This window comes from Microbispora sp. H10885 (assembly GCF_014161415.1).
Lineage (GTDB): Bacteria > Actinomycetota > Actinomycetes > Streptosporangiales > Streptosporangiaceae > Microbispora > Microbispora triticiradicis.
Map to the genome: position 1 here is coordinate 17,852 of NZ_JABBWY010000018.1, position 22,484 is coordinate 40,335.

Genomic DNA, 22,484 nt, shown 5'->3' on the forward strand with positions numbered 1-22,484 from the left:
TGTTCAGGAGTTGAGCACCTCGTCGAGCAGGGCCTCGGCCTTGTCCTCGTTGGTCTTCTCGGCCAGCGCGAGCTCGCTGACGAGGATCTGGCGCGCCTTGGCGAGCATGCGCTTCTCACCCGCGGACAGGCCGCGCTCCTTGTCGCGCCGCCACAGGTCGCGCACCACCTCGGCCACCTTGTTGACGTCTCCCGACGCCAGCTTCTCAAGGTTGGCCTTGTAGCGGCGGGACCAGTTGGTGGGCTCCTCCGTGTGCGGCATGCGCAGCACGTCGAAGACCCGCTCGAGTCCTTCTTGGCCGACGACGTCGCGCACACCGACGAGCTCGGCATTCTCTGCTGGTACCTGTACGGTCAGGTCGCCCTTGTCGACCTTGAGCACCAGGTAGGTCTTTTCCTCACCCTTGATGGTTCGGGTCGTGATGGCCTCGATCCGAGCAGCCCCATGGTGGGGGTAGACGACAGTGTCGCCGACCTGGAAAGTCATGTGACGAGTACCCCTTCCGCTGTACTCCAGAGTACCACGCGGTTCCCGCCTCCCGGAACAGTGAAAGAAACATAACTGCAGGTCAAAGCCCCGTTTTGGGGCTTGACAAGCAATCCACTCTGTGAATGGGCCGGTGCGACACAAGGGGTGACCTGCGGTGCTACGGGCCACGGGCGGGAGCCGACGCCGGACCGGGGACCGGCGCGGATAAGGTGATTGCTGCCCATACACGTGCGTACCAAGGAGACCTCGAACCGTGACCAGCAGCAGCCGTCGCAGGGCGATCGCCGTTGCCGCGCTCCTCGCCGCCGCCATCCCTGCGCTGGCCGCGTGTGGCGCCGGTTTCGACGCCAACACCAACGTGCCTTACGCCCCCGGCGAGGCCGGGGTCCTCATCTCCGATGACGGTTCCGGCCAGACCTACGGCATGAACGGCGTCAAGATCCCGCAGGCGTTCATCCTCGGGCCGGACTCCGGCGAGCAGATCGCCGCCGGCGGGTCGGCGCCGATCCACCTCACCCTCCTGAACGGCACGGGGGCCGCGGACCAGCTCGTCGGCATCGTGCCGGAGGAGCAGAAGGCCACCTCGGTGAAGGTGCCGAGCCCCATCACGCTGGAGCCCGGCACGCTCGCCAAGACCCCCGGCGTCACGATCGAGGGGCTGAAGACGGCCCTGCGCGGCGGCGAGACCGTCCAGCTCACGCTGCGGTTCCAGAAGGCCGGCGACATCCCGGTCATCGCGCCCGTCGTCACCCGCAGCCGGGAGTACGCCACGCTGCCCCCGGCCGCCCAGGCGACGCCCACACCGGCGGCCTCGGCCCCGGCCGGCGCGAGCCCGGCGCCGACGGACACCGCGCTGCCCGGGGCCGGCCAGGCCGCGCCCTCCGGCTCCCCGAGCGCCCCTGCCGGGTGAGCCGGCGCGAGAGAGCGCAGGCCACCCAGCAGGCCACCCGGAGGAACACGAGAGCCCCTGTCCGCGACCGGACAGGGGCTCATGCCGTACGGGTCACTCCTCGGCGGGGTCGAACTTGTAGCCCAGGCCGCGTACGGTCAGGATGCAGCGCGGGTTGGACGGGTCGGCCTCGACCTTCGCGCGCAGCCGCTTGACGTGCACGTCGAGTGTCTTGGTATCGCCCACGTAGTCGGCGCCCCAGACCCGGTCGATGAGCTGGCCGCGGGTGAGCACCCGCCCGGCGTTGCGCAGCAGCACCTCCAGCAGCTCGAACTCCTTGAGCGGAAGCTGCACCTGGCGGCCGCGCACCGCCACGATGTGCCGGTCGACGTCCATGCGGACCGGCCCGCCGGTCAGCACCGCCGACTCCATCTCCTCGACGTCGCCCTGGCGGCGCAGCACCGCGCGGATGCGCGCCACCAGTTCGCGGGACGAGAACGGCTTGGTCACGTAGTCGTCGGCGCCCAGCTCCAGGCCCACGACCTTGTCGATCTCACTGTCCTTGGCGGTCAGCATGATGACGGGCACCTTGGACCGCTGCCGGAGCGACCGGCAGACCTCGGTTCCGGGCAGTCCAGGGAGCATCAGGTCGAGCAGGACGAGATCGGCTCCGTTGCGGTCGAAGGTCTCCAGGGCCTCGGGGCCGGTGGCCGCCACGGCGACCTCGAACCCTTCCTTCCTGAGCATGTACGACAGGGCGTCCGAGAACGACTCCTCGTCCTCGACGACGAGTACCCGAGTCACTTAGCGGCCTCCTGGGGGATGATCGTGCTTGGTACGGGGACCGCCTGACCGCCGAACGCGGGAAGGCGAAGCGTGAAGGTGGATCCGGAGCCTTCCTTGCTCCACACGGTGACCTCGCCCCCGTGGGCGCCGGCCACGTGTTTGACTATCGCGAGCCCCAGCCCGGTGCCGCCGGTGGCCCGCGACCTCGCCGCGTCGACGCGGAAGAACCGCTCGAAGATGCGTTCCTGGGCGCTCTCGGGGATGCCGATGCCCTGGTCGCTGACGCTCACCTCGACGGCGTTCCCGGCCGGTCGGGCGCTGATGACGACCCGGGTGTGGTCCGGGCTGTAGGCGACGGCGTTGTCGATGAGGTTGCGCAGGGCGGTGACGAGAAGCTCCTCGTCGCCCCAGACCTTGAGCCCCTCGGTGCCGCCCGCCACCAGCGTGATGTCCTTCGCCGCCGCCTTGGTGTTGCACCGGTCGATGGCCTCGTGGACGGTCTCGTCCACCGGCACCTGCCCCGGCGCGGGGATGGGCTCGCCGCCCTGGATCCGCGACAGCGTGATCAGGTCCTGCACCAGGTACGTCAGCCGGGCGGCCTCGTGCTGCATCCGTCCGGAGAACCTCTTGACGGCCTCGGGGTCGTCGGCGGCGTCCTCGATGGTCTCGGCGAGCAGGCTCAGCGCGCCGACCGGCGTCTTCAGCTCGTGGCTGACGTTGGCGACGAAGTCCCGGCGTACGGCCTCGACCCGCTGGCGCTCGGTCTGGTCCTCGGCGAGCACGAGCACCTGCCCGTGGGAGCCCAGCGGGGCCACCCGGACCGCGAACGACGTGGACTCCTGCCCGAACTTGCGCCCGGCGGTCTCTATCTCGCTCTCGCGGATCTCGCCGTCCCGGCGGACCTTTCGGGCCAGCGCGAGCAGTTCGGCGGCCATCAGCGACTCTCCGCGTACGAGGCCGAAGGCACGCGCCGCCGAACTCGCGCGCAGCACCCGGTCCTCGCGGTCGAGCACGACCGCCGAGGACGGGAGCACGGCCAGCACCGACGCCACGCCCGGAGGCAGGGTGTCGTCCACCGGATCGGGCTCTGGGGGCTTGTACGTCTGCCGTCGGATCGCGAGCATGACGAAGGAGCCGAGGACGAATCCGCCCATCGCCGCCAGGCTCGCCAGCAACTCGTTCACATTCAGCAGCCTAGGCGGCATTTCGGGTTCCTCCACCTGTCCGACCAGGCACGACCCTCCTCTTTCCGGAAAAGTTCATCCGTCGGTCGGAATTCGTTCATCGGCGCGCGCGTAGCGTGGCGGCCATGCGCGACGCCTATCACGAAGAGCTGGCCGGTCTGACCGACCGCCTGGTGGAGATGACACGCCTGGTGCGGTCGGCCATGTCGAGGGGGACGACCGCCCTGCTCGACGCCGACCTGCAGCTGGCGGAGAGCGTCATCGCCCAGGACGCCGAGGTCGACCGGCTGCACATGGAGCTGGAAACCTCGATCTACGAACTCATGGCCACCCAGCAGCCGGTGGCGGTCGACCTGCGCACCGTCATCACGGCGCTGCGGATGGCCGCCGACCTGGAGCGGATGGGCGACCTCGCCGAGCACATCGCCAAGCTGGCGCGGATGCGCCACCCCGAGTCGGCCATCCCGGCCGAGCTGCGCGAGACGTTCGTGGAGATGGGAGCCATCGCCGAGAACCTGATCACCAAGGCGGGCAGCTGCATCGCCTCCCGGGACATCGACCTCGCCAAGGAGCTGGAGGAGGACGACGACGCCATGGACCGTCGTCACCGCCGCCTGTTCCGCGTCCTGCTCTCCAAGGACTGGGAGCACGGCATCGAGGCCGCGATCGACATCACGCTGGCCGGCCGCTACTACGAGCGGTACGCCGACCACGCCGTACGGGTCGCCCGTGACGTGGTGTACCTCGTCACCGGCACCCGCGACGCGGACGCCCTCACCGGCTGACGCGCCACGGCGTACGGGAGACCGCGTACGGGGGACGGCGAACGAAAGCCGCGAAAGCCCCGGTCCTCGGGGGGCCGGGGCTCTCGCATCGGTTCTGTCGCACGGGTCGCGTAGTCTGCGCCCCGTGCCGAGACGATCATGGGTGCTCTGGGCGGCGGCGGCGCTGACCTCCGCGGCGGCGTCGGCCTCTCCCGGCAGGGTCAGCACCGATTCGGAACTCGACTGCGCCGGGTTCGGTGACGGCACCGTGAAAGGGCTGACCACGGCGAAACGGCACTTCCCTCGTCGAGGTCTTCCCCGGCAGGGCGAAGAAGACCGTCGTCTACAAGTAGGCCGCGCGCTGTGCGGGGCGACCCGCACATGGACACGGCCGCGCCCCTCGGGAGGGGCGCGGCCGTCATGACGGAAGCGGGAGTTACTTCTTGCCCTGGTTGGCGACGGCCTCGATGGCGGCCGCGGCGGCGGCGGGGTCGAGGTACTCGCCCTTGCCGACGGGACGGAAGTCGTCGTCGAGCTCGTAACGCAGCGGGATGCCGGTGGGGATGTTCAGGCCCGCGATGTCCTCGTCGCTGATGCCCTCCAGGTGCTTGACCAGCGCGCGCAGGGAGTTGCCGTGCGCGACGACCAGCACCGTGCGGCCGCCGGTCAGGTCGGGGACGATCTCGTCGTACCAGTACGGCAGCATCCGGCCGACGACGTCCTTGAGGCACTCGGTGCGCGGCACCAGCTCCGACGGCAGCAGCGAGTAGCGGCCGTCGCCGAGCTGGGAGTACTCGTCGTCGTCGGCGATCGGCGGCGGCGGCACGTCGTACGACCGGCGCCACAGCATGAACTGCTCGTCGCCGAACTCGGCGCGGGTCTGCGCCTTGTCCTTGCCCTGGAGCGCCCCGTAGTGACGCTCGTTCAGCCGCCAGGAGCGCTTCACCGGGAGCCACAGCAGGTCGGCCGCCTCAAGGGCGATGTTGGCGGTCCTGATGGCCCGGGTGAGCACCGAGGTGTGCACCACGTCGGGCCGGATGCCGGCCTCAAGAAGCAGCTGCCCGCCCCGCCGCGCCTCCTCCTCGCCGGTCGGCGAGAGGGTGACGTCCACCCAACCGGTGAACAGGCCCTTGACGTTCCATTCGCTCTCACCGTGCCGCAGCAGCACCAAAGTAGCCATGCGGCCAATCCTATCGGCGTACGGTTGACGGCCCGTTGGTCAGGAGTCGACCACGCGGGCGAACGCCTGGAGGTTCGCCAGCGACTCGCCGCGCTTGACCCGCCACTCCCATTCGCGCCTGATGGACGACGCGAAGCCCAGCTCAAGGGCCCGGTCGAACGACTCGTCCGAGTAGGTGAGCACGCAGCCGAGGATCCGGTCGATCTCCTCGCCGGTCACCGCGCCGAGCGGCAGCCGGCCGACCAGGTGCACGTCGCCCACGGCGTCCACGGCGAAGTGGACGCCGTACATCGAGCCGTTCTTGTGCAGCAGCCAGCGGTAGAACTCGGCGTGGTTCTCGTCGGGCTGCCGGCAGAAGAACGCCTCGACGGTCAGCGCCTGGTCGCCGACGACGAGCCAGGTCATGGTGGCGAGCTTGTGCCGGCCCGGCAGCTTCACCAGGAACGCGCCCGGTCTGGGCTGTTCGTAGGACAGCTCGGCGGACTCCAGCGCCGACTCGATCACGACTTCGAGCTCGGTTCTCATCTCGCCACCCTACGAGCTGACCGCGATGGGAGTGCGGTGGAGCTGGGCCTTGGCGCCGGCGTAGACCTCGGCGAGGCGGGCGGCGGTCGCCGACCAGCCGAAGGCGGTCGCGTGCTCCACCGCGTTGGCGGCGAGCGCGGCGAGCCGGTCGGGACGCCCGGTCAGCAGCCCCAGCTCCCGCGCCCAGTCGTGCGGGTCGTGCCCGTCGACCAGCACGCCGGACACGCCGTCCCGGACGGCGGTGCGCAGTCCGCCGACCGCGGCCGCGACGACGGGGGTGCCGCACGCCTGCGACTCCAGCGCCACCAGCCCGAACGACTCGTTGTGCGAGGGCACGACGGTCACGTCGGCGGCCCGGTACCAGTCGGCGAGCTCGTGCTGCGGTGCGGGCGGCGCGAGCCGTACGACGTCGGAGATGCCGAGCTCGGCGGCGAGGTCGCTGAGCAGCGCGGGACGGGCGAGGCCGTTGCCGCTGGGCCCGCCCACGCAGGCGACGACGAGCCGCGACCGCAGCGAGGGGTCCTCGACGAGCATCCGGGCGGCGGCCCTGAGCAGCACGTCGGGGGCCTTGAGCGGCTGGATGCGGCCCACGAACAGCAGCACGTGGGCGTCCTGCGGGAGGCCGAGGCGGCGCCGGGCGGCGCCCTTCGACGCGGGCTGGAAGACGGCGAGGTTCACGCCGGGGTTGACCACGGCCACGCGCTCACGCGGCGCCTTGTAGAGGTCGATCAGCTCCTCCGCCTCGGCGGTGGTGTTGGCGACCAGGCGGTCGGCGACCTCCACGACCTGCTCCTCGCCCAGCACCCGCATCGCCGGCTCGGGCTTGTCGCCCTCCGCGAGCAGGGCGTTCTTGACCTTGGCCATCGTGTGCATGGTGTGCACGAGCGGCACACCCCAGCGCTCCTTGGCCAGCCAGCCCACCTGGCCGGACAGCCAGTAGTGGGAGTGGATCACGTCGTAGCGGCCGGGGTCGTACATCGCCTCGGTGCGCAGGACGCCGGACAGGAAGCCGCACAACTGGCCCGGGAGGTCGGCGCGGCCGAGCTCCTCGTACGGCCCCGCCGTGACGTGGCGGACCAGCACGCCGGGGCTCAGCTCGGCCTCCGGTGGCAGGTCGCGTGCGGTGCGCCGCGTGAAGATCTCCACCTCGATGCCGAGCGCGGCGAGTCGCTTGGCGACCTCGAGAATGTAGACGTTCATGCCGCCCGCGTCGCCCGTACCCGGCTGGTCAAGCGGGGACGTGTGCACGCTTATGGTCGCGACGCGGTTGACCCGACGCCGAAAGACCGACACCCGAACCACCTCCGAAAGGCTTACAACCACCAAAATCATCACCGGATTCCCCGACACATGTGAGCGCCGGGGGTCCTGAGAGGATGGCGGCTGCCTCAGGGGGACTCCCCGGGGGCGCCCAGAGGAGCGGCGTAGAGGGAGGATGTCGGTGACGATGACCGATCCGACGGTGACCGATCCGGAGGTCAGGACCGCGGTGGTGACCGGCGCCAGCAGCGGCATCGGCGAGGCGACGGCCCGGCGGCTCGCCGCCGAGGGCTACCGCGTGGTGGCCGCGGCGCGGCGGCGGGACCGGCTCGACAAGCTGGCGGCCGACGTGCCGGGCGTCCGCCCGGTGACGCTCGACGTGACCGACCAGGCGTCGGTGGACGCGCTGGCCGGCTCGCTCGACCGCTGCGACGTCCTGGTGAACAACGCCGGCGGCGCGTTCGGGCTGGAGCCGGTGGCGGGAGCCCAGGTGGACGACTGGCAGCGGATGTACGACGTGAACGTGCTCGGCGCCCTGCGGGTGACCCGGGCCCTGCTGCCGAAGCTCGTCGCGTCGGGTGACGGCGTGCTGGTGATGCTCACCTCGACGGCGGCCTTCGTGTCGTACGAGGGGGGCGGCGGCTACTGCGCGGCCAAGCACGCGCAGACCGCGATGACCGAGACCCTGCGCCTGGAGCTGTGCGGCGAGCCGGTGCGGGTGGTCGAGGTCGCCCCGGGCATGGTGAAGACCGACGAGTTCGCGCTGACCCGCTTCGGGGGCGACGCCGAGCGGGCGGCCAAGCTGTACGAGGGCGTCCCCGGCCCGCTGACCGCCGACGACATCGCCGACGTGATCGCCTTCGCGGTGACCCGCCCGGCCCACGTCAACATCGACCGGCTGGTCGTGCGGCCCCGGGCCCAGGCCGCCCAGCACAAGGTGCACCGGGTCGCGTCCGGGTCATGAGGCCGGTCCGGCCCGGCCGGCCCGTCGGGGCGGTCACCCGCGGCACGACCGGGCACAACCGGCTGCGCCGGTGCGACCGCTGGATCGCCGCCGTGTACGGCCCGCTGCTGCGCTCGGGCCGCGCGGGGACGGCGCCGCCGCTGGTGGTCGACCTCGGCTACGGCGCGTCCCACGTCACGACGACCGAGCTGTTCACCAGGCTGCGCCGGGTCTGCCCGGTCGTCGAGGTGGTGGGCGTCGAGATCGACCCCGGCCGGGTCGCGGCGGCCAGGCCGTACGAGCGGGAGGGGCTGTCGTTCGTCAGGGGCGGCTTCGAGCTGCCGGTCCCCCGCCCGCCGCTGATCGTCCGCGCGTTCAACGTGCTGCGGCAGTACGGCGAGGACGAGGCGTGGGCGCACTGGGACCTGCTCCGCGCGGGCCTGCACCCGTCGGGAGTGGTCGTCGAGGGCACCTGCTCGGAGGTCGGCCATCGGGCGACCTGGGTGGCGCTCGGCGCCGAGGGGCCGCGGACGCTGACCTTCGCGGCCCGCTTCACCGGCTTCGGGCGGCCGTCCGACCTGGCCGAGCGGCTGCCCAAGACGCTGATCCACCGCAACGTCCCCGGGCAGCCGGTCCACGCGTTCCTGGCGGACTGGGACCGCGCCTGGGCGACCTGTGCCCCCTTCGGCGCGTACGGCGCCCGGCAGCGCTGGATCAGGGCGGCCGAGCTGGTGGCGCGGGACTGGCCGGTGGAGACCCTGCCGCCGGCCGGGGGCCCGGGACGGTGGCGGCTCGGCGAGCTGACCCTGCCGTGGAGCGGTATCGCCCCGAGCGCCTCTCCCGGTGCTTGGTAACGTCCGGGCCATGCGTTTCGTCCTCGACCCGGAGATGACCCCCGAGCTTTTCGACCAGCTCCTGCTCTGCTGGACGGAGGTGACCAACGCGGACGGCGCCGTCGGCTTCGTGCCTCCCGTGACGCCGGACGTCATCAGGCCGACGGCGGAGAAGGCGTTCGCCCGGACCCGCTCCGCCGGTGGGCCGGGAGCCCCGGACAGCCTTCTCGCCGGGTTCGGCGACGACGGCGAGGTCGCCGCCTGGCTCATCCTGGCCGACAACGACTCGCGCCTGCGGGCGCACTGGCGGTGGGTGCTGCGGGTCATGGTCCACCCCAAGCACCAGGGCAAGGGGTACGGCCGGGCCCTGCTGAGCGCGGCCGACGACGCCGCGCGGTCCCTCGGCCTGGAGGCGCTGCAGCTCACCTGCCGCGGCGGCACCGGGGTGGACGCCTTCTACGCGAGCGCGGGCTACCGGGAGGTCGGCCGGGTGCCCCGCTCGATCCGGCTGGCGCCCGGCGACGAGCGGGACGAGATCTACATGCTCCGGTGGCTCTGAATCCTTGGCCCAATGCTTAGGCCGGCTCCGCGAGAGCGGTCTCGAACGCGGCATAGGCTGCGTTACTGAACAGTACGAACCGCACCTCGCGGACGGCGGACCCGGCCTGCCGCAGGGTGGTCATTCGTACGGTGGTCAGCGCGACGCGGGCGGCGTCCTCCATCGGCCACCGGTAGACCCCGGTGGAGATGGCGGGGAAGGCCACCGTGGCGGCGCCCAACCGGCCGGCGACGGCCAGCGACTCCCGATAGCAGGAGGCGAGCAGATGGGATCGGTCCTCATCCGGCGAGTACACGGGCCCGACCGTGTGGATCACCCATCGGGCGGGCAGCCGTCCGGCGGTGGTCTCGACGGCCTGCCCGGCCGGCAGTCCCCGTCCGTACCGGGAGGCACGCAGCGCCCGGCACTCCTCCAGGATCGCCGGACCGCCGCGCCGGTGGACGGCCCCGTCCACGCCTCCGCCCCCCAGCAGGGACGAGTTGGCCGCGTTGACGATCGCGTCGACCCGCTGCTCGGTGATGTCTCCCTCGACCAGAACGATGTTCATGTGCGTCACCTCTCTACAGGACGTAGTACTACCCCAGGTAGCCTTGGAGGTGTGAAGGGACTGGGAGAGCTCGAACGCAGCATCATGGACATTCTCTGGGCGGAGAACGCGCCGCTCACGGCCCGCGAGGTCGGGCGTCTCATCGAGGACCGCGATCTCGCGCCGACGACCGTGATGACCGTGCTCGACCGGCTCTCCCGCAAGGGGTTCCTCACCCGCACCCGGGACGGGCGGGCCTGGCGCTACCAGCCCGCCGCGAGCCGCGACGCGTACGTCGCCGAGCTGATGCTCGAAGCGCTCGACATGACCGGCGACCGGGACGCGGCGCTGACCCGCTTCGCCCGGGCCGTCTCCGGCACGGAGGCCGAGATCCTCCGGAAAGCGCTCACGGAGCTGGGGGAAGAGTGATCGCGGCGGCGGTCTTAGCCGCGCTCGCGACGACCTGCGCGCTGGCCGCGTGGCGGCTGACCTTCGCGCGCTGGACCTGGCGCGCCCCGCGCACGGCGATCCTGCTCTGGCAGTCGCTCGGGGTGACCTGGGGCCTCGCCTCCACCGGCGCCCTGCTCGCCTTCGCCCTCGGCCCGTACGGCAAGGGGGTCGTGCACGGCCTGGCCGAGTTCCTGGCGGGATTCCTGGCGAGCGTGGGGTCCAGCGTGCGCGACCCCTACGACATGGTCCGGCTGGCCGCGCTGATCGCGGGCCTGTCGCTGCTCGCGGTGCTGGTGGCCCTGCCGCTCGCGGCGGGGGCGCAGACGCTGCGGGCCCGCCGCAGGCACCGGCTGCTGCTCGCGCTGGTGGCCAGGGACGAACCGGCCGTGCCCGGCGTGCGGGTGGTCGACTTCCCCGGCGCCGCCGCGTACTGCCTGCCCGGGCTGAAGTCGCAGGTGGTGATCAGTGACGGCACCCTGCACCTGCTGTCGTCCGCCGAGTTGGAGGCCGTGCTCGCGCACGAGGCCGCGCACGTGCGCGAACGCCACGACCTGGTGCTGCTGCCGTTCGCCGCACTGCGCCGCGCCCTGCCGTGGTCGAAGCTGGTGCGCGACGCGCAGGCGTCGGTCGAGCTGCTGATCGAGATGGCCGCCGACGACCGCGCCCGCCGGCGTTGCTGCCCCCGCAGGCTGGCCACGGCCCTGCTGCGGTTCGGCACCTCGGCCGCGCTGCCCACGCCGCAGGGCGCGCTGGGGGCGTCCGCGTCGTCCAGCGTGATGGCCAGGGTCGACCGGCTCGTGCGTCCCGAGGTGTCGCTTCCCGCCGCGCAGCGCTTCCTGATCCTGATCGGGTCGGTGGTGCTCGCGACCAGCGCGCCGCTGCTCTGGCTGCTCCCCGGCTGAGACCGCCTTCCGGCCCGACCGTTCTCTGACCAACGCTTGGGTGTTAGCTGAAGTTAGTCACTCAGTTTGCAATTGCAAGCAGTGCGATGCAGACTGGGGACATGGAACTGCCCAAGGTCGGCTCGCTCGGTGAGTACATCCGCCAGCAGCGGCAGCAGGCGAAGATCTCACTCCGCCAGCTCGCCGCGCAGGCCGGCGTGTCGAACCCTTACCTGAGCCAGGTCGAACGGGGCTTGCGCAAGCCGAGCGCGGAGATACTGAACCAGATCGCCAAGGGTCTGCACATCTCCGCCCAGGCGCTGTACGTCCAGGCCGGCCTCATCGAGGACCGCGAGCCGCACAGCGACGTGCTGGCCGCGATCCGGGCCGACGTGGCACTCACCTCGCGGCAACGCCAGGTGCTCGTCGATATCTACGAGTCGTTCCGCAAGGAGAACCGGGCCGGGGCCGCGCAGCCGCCGCAATCGGCCGCGCATCTCGGGGACGACCCGGTTCCCTCGCGTGACGGCTTGACGCCGGATTCGCAGGAAGGATAACCCATGACCACCATCGTCACCCAGGCCAAGAAGATCACCGAGAGCAAGCCGTTCTACGCCCTCACCGGGGCCGGCGACTTCGCCGTGGAAAAGGCCCGCGCCTACGCCTCCACGGTGCAGGACAGGGCCGAGACCGTCGCGCGCGAGCTGCCGGAGAAGGCCCGGGGCTACGCCGACGCCGCCGCCACGCAGATCAACCGCCTGTACGACGACCTCGCCACCCGTGGCCGCAAGGTCGTCAGCCGGGTGAGCGGCGAGGCCGCGCTGGAGCTCACCGAGGTCTCGGAGACCGCCGAGCCGGCGATCGCCGCCGAGGTCACGAGCGGGGCCACCACCGGGAAGCGGACCACGGGCGGCCGCACCCGCGCCACCACCGCGAACCGCGGCTGACCTTCCGCCCACGCCGGCGACACCACGGCCCGCCTTCCCCTGGGGGAGGCGGGCCGCCGTCGTCCACGCCACCTGTCGGCGGCGCCCATTAGTCTTGGGGTCGTCGGCCACCTTGACCATGCGGAGAACCAATGTTCGGGCTCCACGGAATCCTCTCCATCATCTTCTGGCTGCTCTCCCTGGCGGCCTTCCTGCTGTGCGTCGTGGCGCTGGTCCACGCCGTGCGCATCCCGGCCCGGGCCTTCCCCGCGGCGGGCAAGCAGACCAAGCAGCTCTGGCTGATCATCCTCGGCTTCGCGACGTTGTTCACCTTCGCCGCGGCGGTCCAGTACCTGGGCGCGCTGAGCATCTTCACGATCGCGGCGGTCATCGCGGCGGGCATCTACCTCGCCGACGTGAAGCCCGCGGTCAACGAGCACAAGGGCGGCGGCGGCAACCAGGGGCCGTACGGACCCTGGTGACGGGGGCGGCGCCTCAGAGCCAGTCGCGCGCCCGGAACACCCGGTAGAGCGTGGCGGAGGCGACGACGATCAGCACGCTGGACGTCCAGAAGCCCCAGTGATGCCCGAAGCCGGGGAACGGGATGTTCTGGCCGTAGAATCCCGTGATCAAGGTCGGCACCGCGATGATCGCGGCCCAGCTGGTCACCCGCTTCATGATCAGGTTCATCCTGTTGCCCTGCATGGTCAGCTGCGTCTCGCGGATGTTGCCCACCAGGTCGCGCAGCGACTCGGTCCACTCGGTGGCGCGCAGCACCTGGTCGTACACGTCCTGGAAGTACGGCGCCATCTCCCCGTCGCCGACCATGCCGTTGCGGCGCAGAAGCGTGTTCACCGCCTCCCGCATGGGCATCACGACCCGGCGGAGCGTGACCAGGCTCTTGCGCAGCTCGAACGTGCGCCGCTGCTCCTCCCGGCTCACCGGCCGCTCGCCGAAGACCGTGTCCTCCAGGTCCTCCACCTGCTCGTCCATCGCCTCGACGGTCGCGAAGTGGCTGTCCACCACGTAGTCGAGCAGGCCGTGCAGGAGGAACGCGACGCCGTGCCGGGCCAGGTCCGCCCCCTCGTCCCAGCGCCGCATCACCTCCTCGACGGAGAACTCGTCCGACTGCCGCACGGTGACCAGCGCGTTCGCGGTGATGAAGGCGGCGGCGTCGGCGACCCGCACCTCGCCGGTCCCGGAGTCGAAAGCGGACGCGTAGACGCTCAGGAACATGTGGCCGTCGTAGACGTCCAGCTTGGGCCGCTGCCGGCGCTGCAGCGCGTCCTCCACCGCCAGGGCGTGCAGCCCGAGCTCCTCGCTGATCGCGTGGAGGTCCTCCTCGGTGGGGTCGCACATGTCGAACCACACCACGGCCGCCGGATCCCTGACGTGCTCGGAGACGTCGGCGACCGGAAAGCCCTCGGCCTCCAGGACGCCGTTCCGGTACAACCGGGTGTGTCCCATGGACGGTAACCCTACCGACCCCGCGAAACGTGTCGGATGGGACCGATAAGGTTTCGGCTCATGCTGGATCTCGCGCGCCGGCTCGGACCGGCGGCACTGCTCGCCGCCCTCGCCGTCCTCGCCGTCTCCCCCGCGCACGCCTCGCCCGCACCCGCTCAGCCCGCACGCGCCGCGGCACCGGCCGACAAGGACGAGGTGACCCTGGAGCTCCGCCGGGACGGCGTGCTCCACGTGAAGGAGACGGTCACCCCCGCCGGCGGGACCGTGCGGCGCACACCGATCACCCGCACCCGCTTCGACGACGGCCACGACCGCGTCTACCGCCTCTCCAACGTCAAGGGCGGCTCGTACGACGGGGAGACCCTGACGTTCGGCGGCACGGTCGAGTACGACGTGACCGGCGCCGTCTCGCCCGTCGCCGACGGGGGCGAGGAGCTGCGCTGGTTCGCGGTGTCCGGCCCGGTGCGGGACGCGGTGGTGACCGTGACCGGCCCGGGCAGGGTGCAGAACCTGTCCTGCTTCGCGGGCGAGCCCGGCGCGGCCACGGCCTGCACCGGCGCGTCGGTCGACGAGACCGGCGCCACCGCCACCTTCGAGCAGCAGGACCTCCGGCAGGGCCAGACGCTCACCGTCGTCGTCGGCTATCCGAAGGGTGCGACGGGCGCGGCCCCGATCCTGGAGCGCAGGTTCGAGCTGTCCAACGCGTTCGCGCTGAACGCGGTGACCGGCGGGTCGCTCGCGGCGCTGCTGGTCCTGCTGCTGGGCGGCGTGGGGCTGCTGTACTGGACGCGCGGGCGCGACGCCCGGGTGATCGGCAGTGAGACGGCCGGCACCGGGACGGCAGGCGGCGGGACGACAGGCGATTGGCTGAACCAGGTCAGCGGCCACGGCGGCGGGCGCTTCACCCCGCCGGACGGGGTGCGGCCCGGGCAGATCGGCACGCTGGTCGACGAGCAGGCCGACGTGGTCGACGTGACCGCGACCCTCGTGGACCTCGCCGTGCGCGGCTTCCTGCGGATCGACGAGCAGCCTCGGCAGACGTACGAGTCCCCGGACTGGTGCCTGGTCAAGCTGCCCGGGGCCCCGATCGGCGACCTGCTCCCCTACGAGCGCGCGCTCTGGGACGCGGTCTTCGACGGCCGCGACAGGGTGCTGCTGTCGCAGCTGCACGGGTCCTTCGCCACCCGCCTCACGGCGGTGCGCGACGCGCTCTACCAGGACGTGGTGGACCAGGGCTGGTTCGCCCGGCGGCCCGACTCGGTGCGGTCGCGCTGGACCACCCTCGGGGTGGTCGTGCTCGCGCTCGGGGTGGTCGCCACGGTCCTGCTCGCCTGGTTCACGTCGTACGGCCTGCTGGGACCGGCTCTGATCATCGCGGGGGCGGCCCTGGCCTTCGGCGGCCAGTACATGCCGGCCAAGACCGCCAAGGGCGCCGAGGCGCTGGCGCACACCCTCGGCTTCCGGGAGTACCTCGCCCGCGCCAGCGCCGACGACGTGCCCCCGGACCGCCGGGTGGAGCTGTTCTCCCGCTACCTGCCGTACGCGGTGATCTTCGACAACGTGGACCGGTGGGCGGGGATCGTCGGCACGTTCACGGGCGACGGCCGGCAGGCCGACCACCTGTACTGGTACCAGGGACCGGCGGAGTGGGACCTGTCCAGGTTCGCCGACTCGATGCGGACGTTCACGCTGACCACCTCCGGCGCGATCTCGTCCTCCCGCCAGTTCCGCTCCCTCTGATCCCCCGCCCCCGGATCAGAGGGCTGGGGGCACTCGGGCGGAGGGCAGGGGGGTGGGAGGCGCAGCGGGCAGCGGCTCGGGCGGATCAGGCGGCTCTCCCGCCCCGCGGTGTCAGGCGGCGTGGACGCGGACCTCCCCGACCGGGACGCCGCCGCCGAACAGCGGCGTGGTCGCGAGCCCGGCGAACTCGGGGGCGTCGATCCCGGCCGCGCGCAGGGCGGCGACGGTGACCGGCACGCGGGCCCGCCCGCCGCCGTCCACGATCTTCACGGCGCCGGCCCGGCCCTCGGCGTCGGCGAAGGCGTCGAACGCCTCCGCGCCCGACTTCACCAGCAGCCCGGGAACGGCCCGCATCAGCAGGGCCTCGGCCCGGGTCGTGCCGCTCGTCCACTCGGGGTGCGCGCGCATCGCGTCGGCGACGCGCCGCTCCGGGGTGCCGTCCGGGGCGAGCGTGAGGCGGCGGAAGGCGCGGGCGACCGCCGCCATCGAGACGAAGAACAGCGGCGCGCCGCAGCCGTCCACGCCGGTCGCCGCGACCCGTTCGCCGGTGAGTTCCTCCACCGTGGCGCGGATCGCGCGCTGCAACGGGTGCCCGGGATGCAGGTAGCCGTCCACCGGCCAGCCGTTGACCACGCAGGTGGCGAGCATCGCCGCGTGCTTGCCCGAGCAGTTCATGAAGACGCGGCGGGCCTCGCCGTACTGCCGCAGGACCTGACGGCTCGCCTCCTCGTCCAGCGGCAGGTCCTCGGGACAGCGCAGGAAGGACTCGTCCAGTCCCGCACCCGCGAGGATCTTCCGGGCGCCGTCGACGTGGAAGGGCTCCCCGCTGTGGCTGGCGGCGGCCAGCGCGAGCAGTTCCCCCTCCAGCGGCAGGCCGGCCCGGACCATCGCGAGCGCCTGCAGCGGCTTCATCGCGGAGCGGGGCGAGGCGAGACTCGCCGTGTCCCCGCGCACGAGGGCCGGGGAACCGTCCGCCCCGATCACGTGCACGCGTGCGCGGTGCACGGACTCGACGAACCCCGAACGGACGACCTCTACCACCATCTCCGACATGGGGCGCAGTCTACGAAGCCCCGGGACATGGCAGAATCCGGGGGCATGCGTGCCGTCGTACAGCGGGTCAGTTCCGCGTCGGTTGTGGTGGAGGGGCGTGTCGTCGGAGCGATCGACGAGCCCGGCCTGCTGGTGCTCGTGGGCGTCACCCACACCGACGGGCGGGCCGAGGCGGCGAGGCTCGCCGCCAAACTGTGGGGGCTGCGGATCCTGCACGGCGAGAAGTCGTGTTCCGACGTCGGCGCCCCGCTGCTCGTCATCAGCCAGTTCACCCTGTACGGCGACGCCCGCAGGGGCCGCAGGCCCACCTGGCAGTCGGCCGCCCCCGGCCCGGTGGCCGAGCCGCTGGTGGAGGCGGTGGTGGCCGAACTGCGGACGCTCGGCGCGCGGGTCGAGACCGGCCTCTTCGGCGCCGACATGAAGGTGACCCTCACCAACGACGGCCCGATCACCCTCGTCCTGGACGTCTGAGCCGCCGCAGCACGGGCGCAGCACGGATACGGCACGGGCGCGGCCCGGATCCCGCACGAGGCTCAGAATGCGCCCGAGGCGTGATCAGCACCGGCCGAGGGACCTTCCCAGCCGGCGGACGCGGGTGATCGGCAGGGCGCCGTCAGCGGACGCGGCGGCGCAGGGCGGGGTCGATGTGCACGTTGCGGCCCGCGTCCGGCGGCACGACGATCTCCTGGCTCGCCGCGACGCCACCGGCCAGCAGGTCGATGTCCACCGGCACCGTCCGCTTGACGACCGCGAGGGCGATCGGGCCCAGCTCGTAGTGGCGGGCCGATGAGCCGACGAACCCGAGCTGGCCTGGCTCGGCCGCGCCCTCCACGGCCGCCTCCGGCTCCGCCTCGACCGGGGTGCTCACGCCGAGCGTCACCGGGGCGCCGTGGGGAGGCAGGCTGTCGACGCTGCCGTCGAGGTGCAGGAAGACCAGGCGGCGGGGCGGGTGGCCGAGGTTGTGCACCCGGGCGACCGTCTCCTGCCCCCGGTAGCAGCCCTTGCTCAGGTGGACCGCCACGCCGATCCAGCCGACCTCGTGGGGGATCGTCTTGTGGTCGGTCTCGAACCCGAGCCGGGGCACGTGGGCCGCGATGCGCAGCGCCTCGTAGGCCCACAGACCGGCGGGGCGCAGGCCCAGCTCCTCCGGGAGACCGGCCAGCCGCCCGCGCGGCACGAGCAGGTCACCGCTGCCCATCACGACGGTCCCCTCGGGGAGCGCCCGGCCCTCCGCCCGGCTCTCCGCCCAGGTCTCCTCCTGGGCCGCCGGCTCACCCGCGGGGGCGGGCGGCGCGACGGAGACCACCGCGTAGTCCGAGGTGAGCTCGGCGACCTCGACCCGCAGCATGAACCGCATCTTCTCCAGGAAGGCGACCAGCTCGGCCGCCGTGCCCGGCTCCACGTGCGCCCACACCGCCTCGCCGTCGTCCACCAGGGTCAGGTGGTGCTCGACGCGGCCCTGGGCGTCCAGCAGCAGCGCCTGGGCGGGCGTGCCCGGCTGGAGCGTGTCGAGTTTCTGCGAGCTGAGGCTGTTGAGCCAGCTCAGCCGGTCGGGTCCGGCGATGCGCACGACCTCGCGGTCGCTCCGGTCGACCAGCGCCCGCCCCTCGGCGAGCGCGCGCTGCTCGGCGTAGGGGTCGCCGTAGTGGGCCGCCACCGTCTCGTCCGGCGCCTGCGCGGCCACCGCGCCGGATGTGTCAAGCAAAGGGCTCCGCATGCCCCAAGGCTATTCGGTCCCCCGCGACCGTCGCGGCCCCGGCTCGCCTCCTGTGGACAACTCGCGGCGGAAGGCGACCAGCGCCACGTCGTCCTCGCGGGCCCCGAACGTGGCGATGAGCCGGTCGCAGAAGCTCTCCAGGTCGTCGCCCACGTGTTCGGCCTGCTGGCGGGCGATCTCCAGGCTCTCGTCGAGCAGTTTGTCGCGGTCCTCGATCAGCCCGTCGGTGAACAGCACCATCGTGGCGCCCTCGGCCAGGTGGAGCCGGTCCACCCGGTACCGCTCCTCGGCCACGCCCAGCAGCAGGTTCCCGAACCTGTGGTAGGCCGCGTCCCGGCCCGCCATCAGCGGCGGGATGTGCCCGGCGTTCACGAGCTCCAGCTCACCGGTCTCCGGGTCGAGCAGGAGCAGGCAGACGGTCGCCGTCATCCGGGGGTGATAACGCCGCAGGACCGCGTTGAGCAGGCTCATCGACCGGGCCGGATCGACCGCCTCGATCACCGACGCCCGCAGCGCGTACCGGAGCTCCGCCATCACGGTGGCGGCGTGCAGCGAGTGGCCCTGCACGTCGCCGAGCGCGATCAGCACCCGGTCGCCCAGAGGCAGGACCTCGTAGAAGTCCCCGCCCACCTCCACGTTGTCCACCGCGGGCTGGTACCGCACGGCGATCCGCAGGCCCGGCACGATGGGGATCCTCTCGGGCAGCAGGCTGCGCTGCAGCGTCAGCGCGATCGTGTGCTCCTCGGCGTACGCGCGGGCCGCGTCGACGGCCAGGGCGACCGCCTGTCCGAACTGCCGCAGCAGGCTCACCTCGTCGCCGTCGAGCGGCGGGTCCGTCTCCACGCCCAGGAAGACCGGCGCCCTGCCCGACTTCGTCCGGCACAGCACGCCCGACACGCTCCCGACCACGTCGCTGTCGGGGACGACGGCGGCCCATCTCTCGCTGTCCAGGTCGAGCTCCCATACTCCGGTGGAGTCCCCGACGGCGATGGCGCTGAGCCGGTCGAGGGTGTCGGGCCGCACCGGCCGGGCCGCGGCGGCCTCGCCGGGCCGGGCGGAGAACCTGCGCAGCTTCCCGTCCGGCGACACCGCCAGCACCCGCGCGGACCGCTCCACCAGCCGGGAGCAGCCCTCGGCGGCCACCGACAGCAGCCGCTCGAAGCCCTCCGCCTCGTTCAGCAGCAGCGTGCTCTCGGCGAGCATGCTCAGCCGGGCCGCCATCCGCTCGGCCCGCTGCCGCGCCCGGTAGTACCGGAGCATCGCCCGGACCGTCGCCGCGAACTCGTCCGGCTGGATCGGCTCGGAGAGGTACGCGTCGGCCCCGCGCTCCAGCCCCTCGGCGCGGTCGGCCGGGGTGATCGCGTTGCCGGACACCTGGATCACCGGGATCGAGGTGGTCTCGGGGTTGGCCTTGATCTTCTCGCAGACCTCCATGCCCCCGAGGTCGGGCATCCGCACGTCGAGGACGACCAGGTCCGGCCTGAGCGTGGCGACGAGGGCCAGCGCCTCCTCGCCGCCGCCGGCCTCCACGACGCGGTGCCCCGCCCGCCGCAGCCAGCTGGAAAGTATGTAGCGCTTGGTCGGGATGTCGTCGACCACGAGCACGGTCGCCGGGGTGTCAATCATCGGCCCCACCTCCGCGCCGCGCGGCGACCGCCTCCCTGACCGTCTCCAGCAGCCGGTCCCGGCGCAGCCCGTGCTTGCTCAGCGACAGGTGCCCGCTCTCCTGCTCGTCCAGCGCTCCCGACACCGTGACCACGGGCACCTCCCGGAGGCTCTCGTCCTCGGCCATCCGCTGCCGCAGTGCGGCGCCGTCCAGCCGGGGCATGAAGAGATCGACCAGGGCGACGTCCGGGACGTGCTCACGCATCCGTTCAAGGGCCTCGTACCCATCGGCGGCCTCGTCCACGATGGCGGCGAAGCCGAACAGCAGGCGCCGGGCCAGCGCGCGGAACCCCGCGTCGTCGTCGGCCACCAGCACGTGACCGATCTCGGGGCTCGCCATCCGGTGCGGCACCCGCAGCGTGACCGTCGTCCCCTTCCCCTGCGTGCTCGACAGCTCCAGGTCGCCGCCGAGCGCCTCGGCGAGCCTGCGGGCGTACGGCAGGCCGAGGCCGGTCCCCTTCGCCTTGAGCTGGAGCGGGCCGGGCACCTGGAAGAACTCCTCGAAGACGCGCTCCAGGAGCTCCTCGGGGATGCCGACGCCGGTGTCGGAGATGGTGAAGACGACCTCGGCCATCGCCGGATCGACCTCGGCGCTGAGCCGCACCTCACCCTCCTGGGTGAACTTCAGCGCGTTGCTGAGCAGGTTGCGCAGGATCCGGGTGAGCATGACCTCGTCGACGAGCATCTCGCCGACCTCGGGCGACACGTCGATCACCAGGCCGACCCCCTCGGCCCGTACGGCGGTGTGGAGTGTCCCGCGCAGCGCCTCGGCCACCGCGACCACGTCCACCAGCGACGGCTCCGGGTCGAGCCGGCCCGACTCCGCCTTGGCCAGGTCGAGCAGCTCCCCCACCAGGACGAGCAGCGTCTCCGCGCTGCCGCCGATGAGGTTCACCTGGTGCTCCTGCTCCTCGGTCAGCGGCTCGCCCCCCGCGCCGACCATCAGCCGGACCAGCCCGATGATCGAGGTCAGCGGCACTCGCAGCTCGTGGCTCACGTTGGCCCAGAACCGCTGCCTGGCCTCGGCGGCGCTGCGCAGCTGGGACGACTTCTCGTCCAGCTCGGCGTACAGCGCCACGACGCCGCGGTTGGTCTCCTCCAGCTCCGCCGACAACTGGTTGTACAGCGCCATGACGCCCTGGTTGGTCTCCGCGAGCTCGGCGTTGAGCCGCAGCACCTCCTCCAGCGTCCGGGCCAGCTCCTTGTTCTGCTCGCGCAGCTCGTCCAGGGCGGTGGCGGGCGCCAGCGGGGCCAGACCGGCCCGTACGTCGGCGACCGTCAGGCTGCGCCGGTGCCCGGGCACCCGCTTCACGAGCGTGACGCGTCCCTCCTCCGCGGCCAGGGTGACCTCGTCGACGAGGCGGCCCGCGAGCGTCAGGCCCTCGCTGGGCCGCAGGCTCTGCCCCTCGCCGTACTCGACGGTGACGACCAGCCGGTCCTCCGCCAGGCTGAAGGTCACGTGGCCCTCGGCGCCCGAGGCCAGCACCTCGCGGCCGATCTCGCTGAGCGCGGTCGCCATGCGGATCTGGTCCTGCGACTCCATGCCCACGAGCTCGGCGATCCGCCTGCCGAGCCGCCGGACCGCGAAGACGTCCTGGTCTCCGCTGACGTCCGCGCGGGTGAGCACCTCGCCGGTCACGGCCCCTGCCTCAACGTCACCACGCAGGCGTCGTCCCTGCGGCTGCCGGCGTCCCGCAGCAGGGTGGCGCCGATCACGGCCGGGGAGCGGGCGAACAGGCCGGGGAAGGACGCCGGGTCCCAGCGGTCGGTGAGGCCGTCGGAGTGCAGCACCACCGTGGCGTGCGGCGGCAGCGCGTACTCGTACTGCTGCGGGCGCCTGCTCTTGTGCCCGGCGATGCCCGGCAGGGAGATCATGCCCTGGCGGCCCTCGGCGTGCGCGATCCAGCCCGAGATGTTGCCCAGCCCGGCGTACGACACGGTCTCCCGCTCGACCCTGACGACGGCCACGGCACCCCCTCTGGTGTGGCTCAGCCCGCGGTGCACGCGTTCCAGCGCGGCGACGGGCGGGGCGAGGGGGTCGTCCAGGAACACCCGTACGGCCTCGCGGGAGGCGTGCGCGGCGGCGGCGCCGTGGCCGAGCCCGTCGCAGAGCACGGCCGTGATCACGCCGCCGGTGTCGACCACGGCGTAGGAGTCGCCGCAGATCGTCTCCTCGCCGATCGGGCGGCGGATCCCGCTCACGCGCGGCGGCGGCCCGGGCGAGCCGTCCGCGGTGAAGTGCGTCACCAGGACGGTGCCCCGGCCCGGCATGCTGTGCACGTCCCAGGCCGAGGCCATCCGGGCGATGGCGCCGAGCCCGATGCCCAGGGTCCCCGAGGTGGAGAAGCCGTCCCGCAGGGCGCGGGCGAGGTCGGCGATGCCCGGTCCGCGGTCGACGGTCACCAGTTCCACCACGCCCGCCCGCTCGCCGTGCGGGCGCACCAGGACGACGCCGTCCTCGGCGTGCTTGACCAGGTTCGAGACCGCCTCGGTGACCGCCACGGCCACCTGGCCGGTGCGGTTCTGGTCGAACCCGGCGGCCGTCGCCAGCGCGACCGCCGACCTGCGGACAGCGCCGATCACGCTGGGGTCCGTCGCGCGAACCCAGATGTCCTCGTGACGGCCGGTCACGCGGCTCTCACCGGGC

General features: G+C 72.5%; 25 protein-coding genes. 12 read left to right on the plus strand and 13 right to left on the minus strand.

Annotation, left to right across the window (positions count from 1 at the left end; genetic code table 11):
* Nucleotides 1–3: 3 nt before the first annotated feature.
* The gene (locus HHX37_RS34025; RefSeq protein WP_030510364.1) at nucleotides 4–486 is read right to left on the minus strand and encodes a CarD family transcriptional regulator; all 483 of its coding nucleotides are present in this window, start codon (nucleotides 484–486) and stop codon (nucleotides 4–6) included.
* A gap of 256 nt (nucleotides 487–742) precedes the next feature.
* On the opposite strand from HHX37_RS34025, the gene HHX37_RS34030 reads away from it, so the two are divergent.
* Nucleotides 743–1,399, plus strand: a complete 657-nt coding sequence (locus HHX37_RS34030; protein WP_182874132.1) for a copper chaperone PCu(A)C — start codon at nucleotides 743–745, stop codon at nucleotides 1,397–1,399.
* 93 nt (nucleotides 1,400–1,492) lie between these two features.
* On the opposite strand, the gene HHX37_RS34035 is transcribed toward HHX37_RS34030, so the two are convergent.
* Together HHX37_RS34035 and HHX37_RS34040 are read right to left on the minus strand one after the other, a co-directional pair.
* Nucleotides 1,493–2,182 carry a response regulator transcription factor gene (locus HHX37_RS34035; protein WP_111697679.1) on the minus strand — a complete coding sequence of 230 codons (690 nt, stop codon included), beginning with the start codon at nucleotides 2,180–2,182 and terminating at the stop codon, nucleotides 1,493–1,495.
* Nucleotides 2,179–3,369, minus strand: a complete 1,191-nt coding sequence (locus HHX37_RS34040) for a sensor histidine kinase (protein WP_182874133.1) — start codon at nucleotides 3,367–3,369, stop codon at nucleotides 2,179–2,181. The genes HHX37_RS34035 and HHX37_RS34040 overlap by 4 nt, the downstream gene beginning before the upstream one ends.
* 104 nt (nucleotides 3,370–3,473) lie before the next feature.
* Between HHX37_RS34040 and phoU the strand changes: the two genes are divergently transcribed.
* Nucleotides 3,474–4,133 carry a phosphate signaling complex protein PhoU gene (phoU, locus tag HHX37_RS34045; protein ID WP_111697758.1) on the plus strand — a complete coding sequence of 220 codons (660 nt, stop codon included), beginning with the start codon at nucleotides 3,474–3,476 and terminating at the stop codon, nucleotides 4,131–4,133.
* A 415-nt stretch (nucleotides 4,134–4,548) separates the two neighbouring features.
* Here the strand turns inward: phoU and HHX37_RS34050 are convergent, their stop codons facing one another.
* Genes HHX37_RS34050 through mshA form a run of 3 tightly spaced genes read right to left on the minus strand, consistent with a single transcriptional unit; the run spans nucleotide 4,549 to nucleotide 7,149 of the window.
* Complete coding sequence (locus HHX37_RS34050; protein WP_138460544.1) at nucleotides 4,549–5,292, minus strand: phosphoglyceromutase; 744 nt, start codon at nucleotides 5,290–5,292, stop codon at nucleotides 4,549–4,551.
* A gap of 39 nt (nucleotides 5,293–5,331) precedes the next feature.
* On the minus strand, nucleotides 5,332–5,817 hold the full coding sequence (locus tag HHX37_RS34055) for a YbjN domain-containing protein (protein WP_111697683.1): 486 nt from the start codon (nucleotides 5,815–5,817) through the stop codon (nucleotides 5,332–5,334).
* A gap of 9 nt (nucleotides 5,818–5,826) precedes the next feature.
* A complete protein-coding gene (mshA, locus tag HHX37_RS34060; RefSeq protein WP_182879580.1) occupies nucleotides 5,827–7,149 on the minus strand; it encodes a D-inositol-3-phosphate glycosyltransferase in 1,323 nt (440 codons plus the stop codon).
* Nucleotides 7,150–7,264: 115 nt separating this feature from the next.
* Between mshA and HHX37_RS34065 the strand changes: the two genes are divergently transcribed.
* Genes HHX37_RS34065 through HHX37_RS34075 form a run of 3 tightly spaced genes read left to right on the plus strand, consistent with a single transcriptional unit; the run spans nucleotide 7,265 to nucleotide 9,412 of the window.
* On the plus strand, nucleotides 7,265–8,041 hold the full coding sequence (locus HHX37_RS34065; RefSeq protein WP_182888085.1) for an SDR family NAD(P)-dependent oxidoreductase: 777 nt from the start codon (nucleotides 7,265–7,267) through the stop codon (nucleotides 8,039–8,041).
* Nucleotides 8,038–8,874 (plus strand): class I SAM-dependent methyltransferase, encoded by an 837-nt coding sequence (locus tag HHX37_RS34070; RefSeq protein WP_111697685.1) that lies wholly within the window; start codon nucleotides 8,038–8,040, stop codon nucleotides 8,872–8,874. Before HHX37_RS34065 ends, HHX37_RS34070 begins: the two co-directional genes overlap by 4 nt.
* A 10-nt stretch (nucleotides 8,875–8,884) precedes the next feature.
* A complete protein-coding gene (locus HHX37_RS34075) occupies nucleotides 8,885–9,412 on the plus strand; it encodes a GNAT family N-acetyltransferase (RefSeq protein ID WP_182879578.1) in 528 nt (175 codons plus the stop codon).
* Nucleotides 9,413–9,428: 16 nt separating this feature from the next.
* Here HHX37_RS34075 and HHX37_RS34080 read toward each other — a convergent pair whose 3' ends face one another.
* Nucleotides 9,429–9,959 (minus strand): O-acetyl-ADP-ribose deacetylase, encoded by a 531-nt coding sequence (locus HHX37_RS34080; protein WP_182888032.1) that lies wholly within the window; start codon nucleotides 9,957–9,959, stop codon nucleotides 9,429–9,431.
* Between the two features lie 51 nt (nucleotides 9,960–10,010).
* On the opposite strand from HHX37_RS34080, the gene HHX37_RS34085 reads away from it, so the two are divergent.
* The 5 genes from HHX37_RS34085 (at nucleotide 10,011) to HHX37_RS34105 (ending at nucleotide 12,677) form a co-directional block, all read left to right on the plus strand.
* Nucleotides 10,011–10,367, plus strand: coding sequence for a BlaI/MecI/CopY family transcriptional regulator (locus HHX37_RS34085; protein ID WP_150931004.1), 357 nt, complete (start codon nucleotides 10,011–10,013; stop codon nucleotides 10,365–10,367).
* Nucleotides 10,364–11,290: a M56 family metallopeptidase gene (locus tag HHX37_RS34090; RefSeq protein ID WP_182874139.1), complete on the plus strand. Its 927-nt coding sequence runs from the start codon at nucleotides 10,364–10,366 to the stop codon at nucleotides 11,288–11,290. The genes HHX37_RS34085 and HHX37_RS34090 overlap by 4 nt, the downstream gene beginning before the upstream one ends.
* Before the next feature lie 101 nt (nucleotides 11,291–11,391).
* Nucleotides 11,392–11,826 (plus strand): helix-turn-helix domain-containing protein, encoded by a 435-nt coding sequence (locus HHX37_RS34095; protein ID WP_111697690.1) that lies wholly within the window; start codon nucleotides 11,392–11,394, stop codon nucleotides 11,824–11,826.
* Between the two features lie 3 nt (nucleotides 11,827–11,829).
* The gene (locus HHX37_RS34100) at nucleotides 11,830–12,216 is read left to right on the plus strand and encodes a hypothetical protein (protein WP_182874141.1); all 387 of its coding nucleotides are present in this window, start codon (nucleotides 11,830–11,832) and stop codon (nucleotides 12,214–12,216) included.
* Between the two features lie 131 nt (nucleotides 12,217–12,347).
* Nucleotides 12,348–12,677 carry a DUF2516 family protein gene (locus HHX37_RS34105; protein WP_182874142.1) on the plus strand — a complete coding sequence of 110 codons (330 nt, stop codon included), beginning with the start codon at nucleotides 12,348–12,350 and terminating at the stop codon, nucleotides 12,675–12,677.
* A gap of 13 nt (nucleotides 12,678–12,690) precedes the next feature.
* Here the strand turns inward: HHX37_RS34105 and HHX37_RS34110 are convergent, their stop codons facing one another.
* Nucleotides 12,691–13,662, minus strand: a complete 972-nt coding sequence (locus HHX37_RS34110; protein ID WP_182888033.1) for a magnesium transporter CorA family protein — start codon at nucleotides 13,660–13,662, stop codon at nucleotides 12,691–12,693.
* 60 nt (nucleotides 13,663–13,722) lie between these two features.
* Between HHX37_RS34110 and HHX37_RS34115 the strand changes: the two genes are divergently transcribed.
* Entirely contained in the window at nucleotides 13,723–15,402 is a 1,680-nt protein-coding gene (locus HHX37_RS34115) for a DUF2207 domain-containing protein (RefSeq protein WP_182888034.1), read from the plus strand.
* Between the two features lie 111 nt (nucleotides 15,403–15,513).
* On the opposite strand, the gene HHX37_RS34120 is transcribed toward HHX37_RS34115, so the two are convergent.
* Complete coding sequence (locus HHX37_RS34120; RefSeq protein ID WP_182888035.1) at nucleotides 15,514–16,455, minus strand: asparaginase; 942 nt, start codon at nucleotides 16,453–16,455, stop codon at nucleotides 15,514–15,516.
* 45 nt (nucleotides 16,456–16,500) lie between these two features.
* On the opposite strand from HHX37_RS34120, the gene dtd reads away from it, so the two are divergent.
* Entirely contained in the window at nucleotides 16,501–16,926 is a 426-nt protein-coding gene (dtd, locus tag HHX37_RS34125) for a D-aminoacyl-tRNA deacylase (protein ID WP_111697694.1), read from the plus strand.
* Nucleotides 16,927–17,068: 142 nt separating this feature from the next.
* On the opposite strand, the gene HHX37_RS34130 is transcribed toward dtd, so the two are convergent.
* From HHX37_RS34130 to HHX37_RS34145, 4 genes are read right to left on the minus strand one after another with little or no spacing between them, the layout of a single operon-like run.
* Entirely contained in the window at nucleotides 17,069–18,172 is a 1,104-nt protein-coding gene (locus tag HHX37_RS34130) for a YgfZ/GcvT domain-containing protein (protein WP_182888036.1), read from the minus strand.
* Between the two features lie 9 nt (nucleotides 18,173–18,181).
* Nucleotides 18,182–19,798, minus strand: coding sequence for a fused response regulator/phosphatase (locus HHX37_RS34135; RefSeq protein WP_182888037.1), 1,617 nt, complete (start codon nucleotides 19,796–19,798; stop codon nucleotides 18,182–18,184).
* Entirely contained in the window at nucleotides 19,791–21,476 is a 1,686-nt protein-coding gene (locus HHX37_RS34140) for an ATP-binding protein (protein ID WP_182888038.1), read from the minus strand. Before HHX37_RS34140 ends, HHX37_RS34135 begins: the two co-directional genes overlap by 8 nt.
* Nucleotides 21,473–22,468, minus strand: a complete 996-nt coding sequence (locus tag HHX37_RS34145) for an ATP-binding SpoIIE family protein phosphatase (protein WP_182874148.1) — start codon at nucleotides 22,466–22,468, stop codon at nucleotides 21,473–21,475. Before HHX37_RS34145 ends, HHX37_RS34140 begins: the two co-directional genes overlap by 4 nt.
* Nucleotides 22,469–22,484 lie beyond the last annotated feature (16 nt).

Coding starts and splice junctions, on each gene's coding strand:
- HHX37_RS34115 (WP_182888034.1), top strand. CDS start 13,723: ATGCTGGATCTCGCGCGCCGGCTCGGACCGGCGGCACTGCTCGCCGCC.
- HHX37_RS34100 (WP_182874141.1), top strand. CDS start 11,830: ATGACCACCATCGTCACCCAGGCCAAGAAGATCACCGAGAGCAAGCCG.
- HHX37_RS34080 (WP_182888032.1), bottom strand. CDS start 9,959: ATGAACATCGTTCTGGTCGAGGGAGACATCACCGAGCAGCGGGTCGAC.
- HHX37_RS34120 (WP_182888035.1), bottom strand. CDS start 16,455: ATGTCGGAGATGGTGGTAGAGGTCGTCCGTTCGGGGTTCGTCGAGTCC.
- HHX37_RS34130 (WP_182888036.1), bottom strand. CDS start 18,172: ATGCGGAGCCCTTTGCTTGACACATCCGGCGCGGTGGCCGCGCAGGCG.
- HHX37_RS34095 (WP_111697690.1), top strand. CDS start 11,392: ATGGAACTGCCCAAGGTCGGCTCGCTCGGTGAGTACATCCGCCAGCAG.
- HHX37_RS34025 (WP_030510364.1), bottom strand. CDS start 486: ATGACTTTCCAGGTCGGCGACACTGTCGTCTACCCCCACCATGGGGCT.
- HHX37_RS34110 (WP_182888033.1), bottom strand. CDS start 13,662: ATGGGACACACCCGGTTGTACCGGAACGGCGTCCTGGAGGCCGAGGGC.
- HHX37_RS34070 (WP_111697685.1), top strand. CDS start 8,038: ATGAGGCCGGTCCGGCCCGGCCGGCCCGTCGGGGCGGTCACCCGCGGC.
- mshA (WP_182879580.1), bottom strand. CDS start 7,149: ATGATTTTGGTGGTTGTAAGCCTTTCGGAGGTGGTTCGGGTGTCGGTC.
- dtd (WP_111697694.1), top strand. CDS start 16,501: ATGCGTGCCGTCGTACAGCGGGTCAGTTCCGCGTCGGTTGTGGTGGAG.
- HHX37_RS34075 (WP_182879578.1), top strand. CDS start 8,885: ATGCGTTTCGTCCTCGACCCGGAGATGACCCCCGAGCTTTTCGACCAG.
- HHX37_RS34050 (WP_138460544.1), bottom strand. CDS start 5,292: ATGGCTACTTTGGTGCTGCTGCGGCACGGTGAGAGCGAATGGAACGTC.
- HHX37_RS34065 (WP_182888085.1), top strand. CDS start 7,265: ATGACCGATCCGACGGTGACCGATCCGGAGGTCAGGACCGCGGTGGTG.
- HHX37_RS34105 (WP_182874142.1), top strand. CDS start 12,348: ATGTTCGGGCTCCACGGAATCCTCTCCATCATCTTCTGGCTGCTCTCC.
- HHX37_RS34055 (WP_111697683.1), bottom strand. CDS start 5,817: ATGAGAACCGAGCTCGAAGTCGTGATCGAGTCGGCGCTGGAGTCCGCC.
- phoU (WP_111697758.1), top strand. CDS start 3,474: ATGCGCGACGCCTATCACGAAGAGCTGGCCGGTCTGACCGACCGCCTG.
- HHX37_RS34040 (WP_182874133.1), bottom strand. CDS start 3,369: ATGCCGCCTAGGCTGCTGAATGTGAACGAGTTGCTGGCGAGCCTGGCG.
- HHX37_RS34135 (WP_182888037.1), bottom strand. CDS start 19,798: ATGATTGACACCCCGGCGACCGTGCTCGTGGTCGACGACATCCCGACC.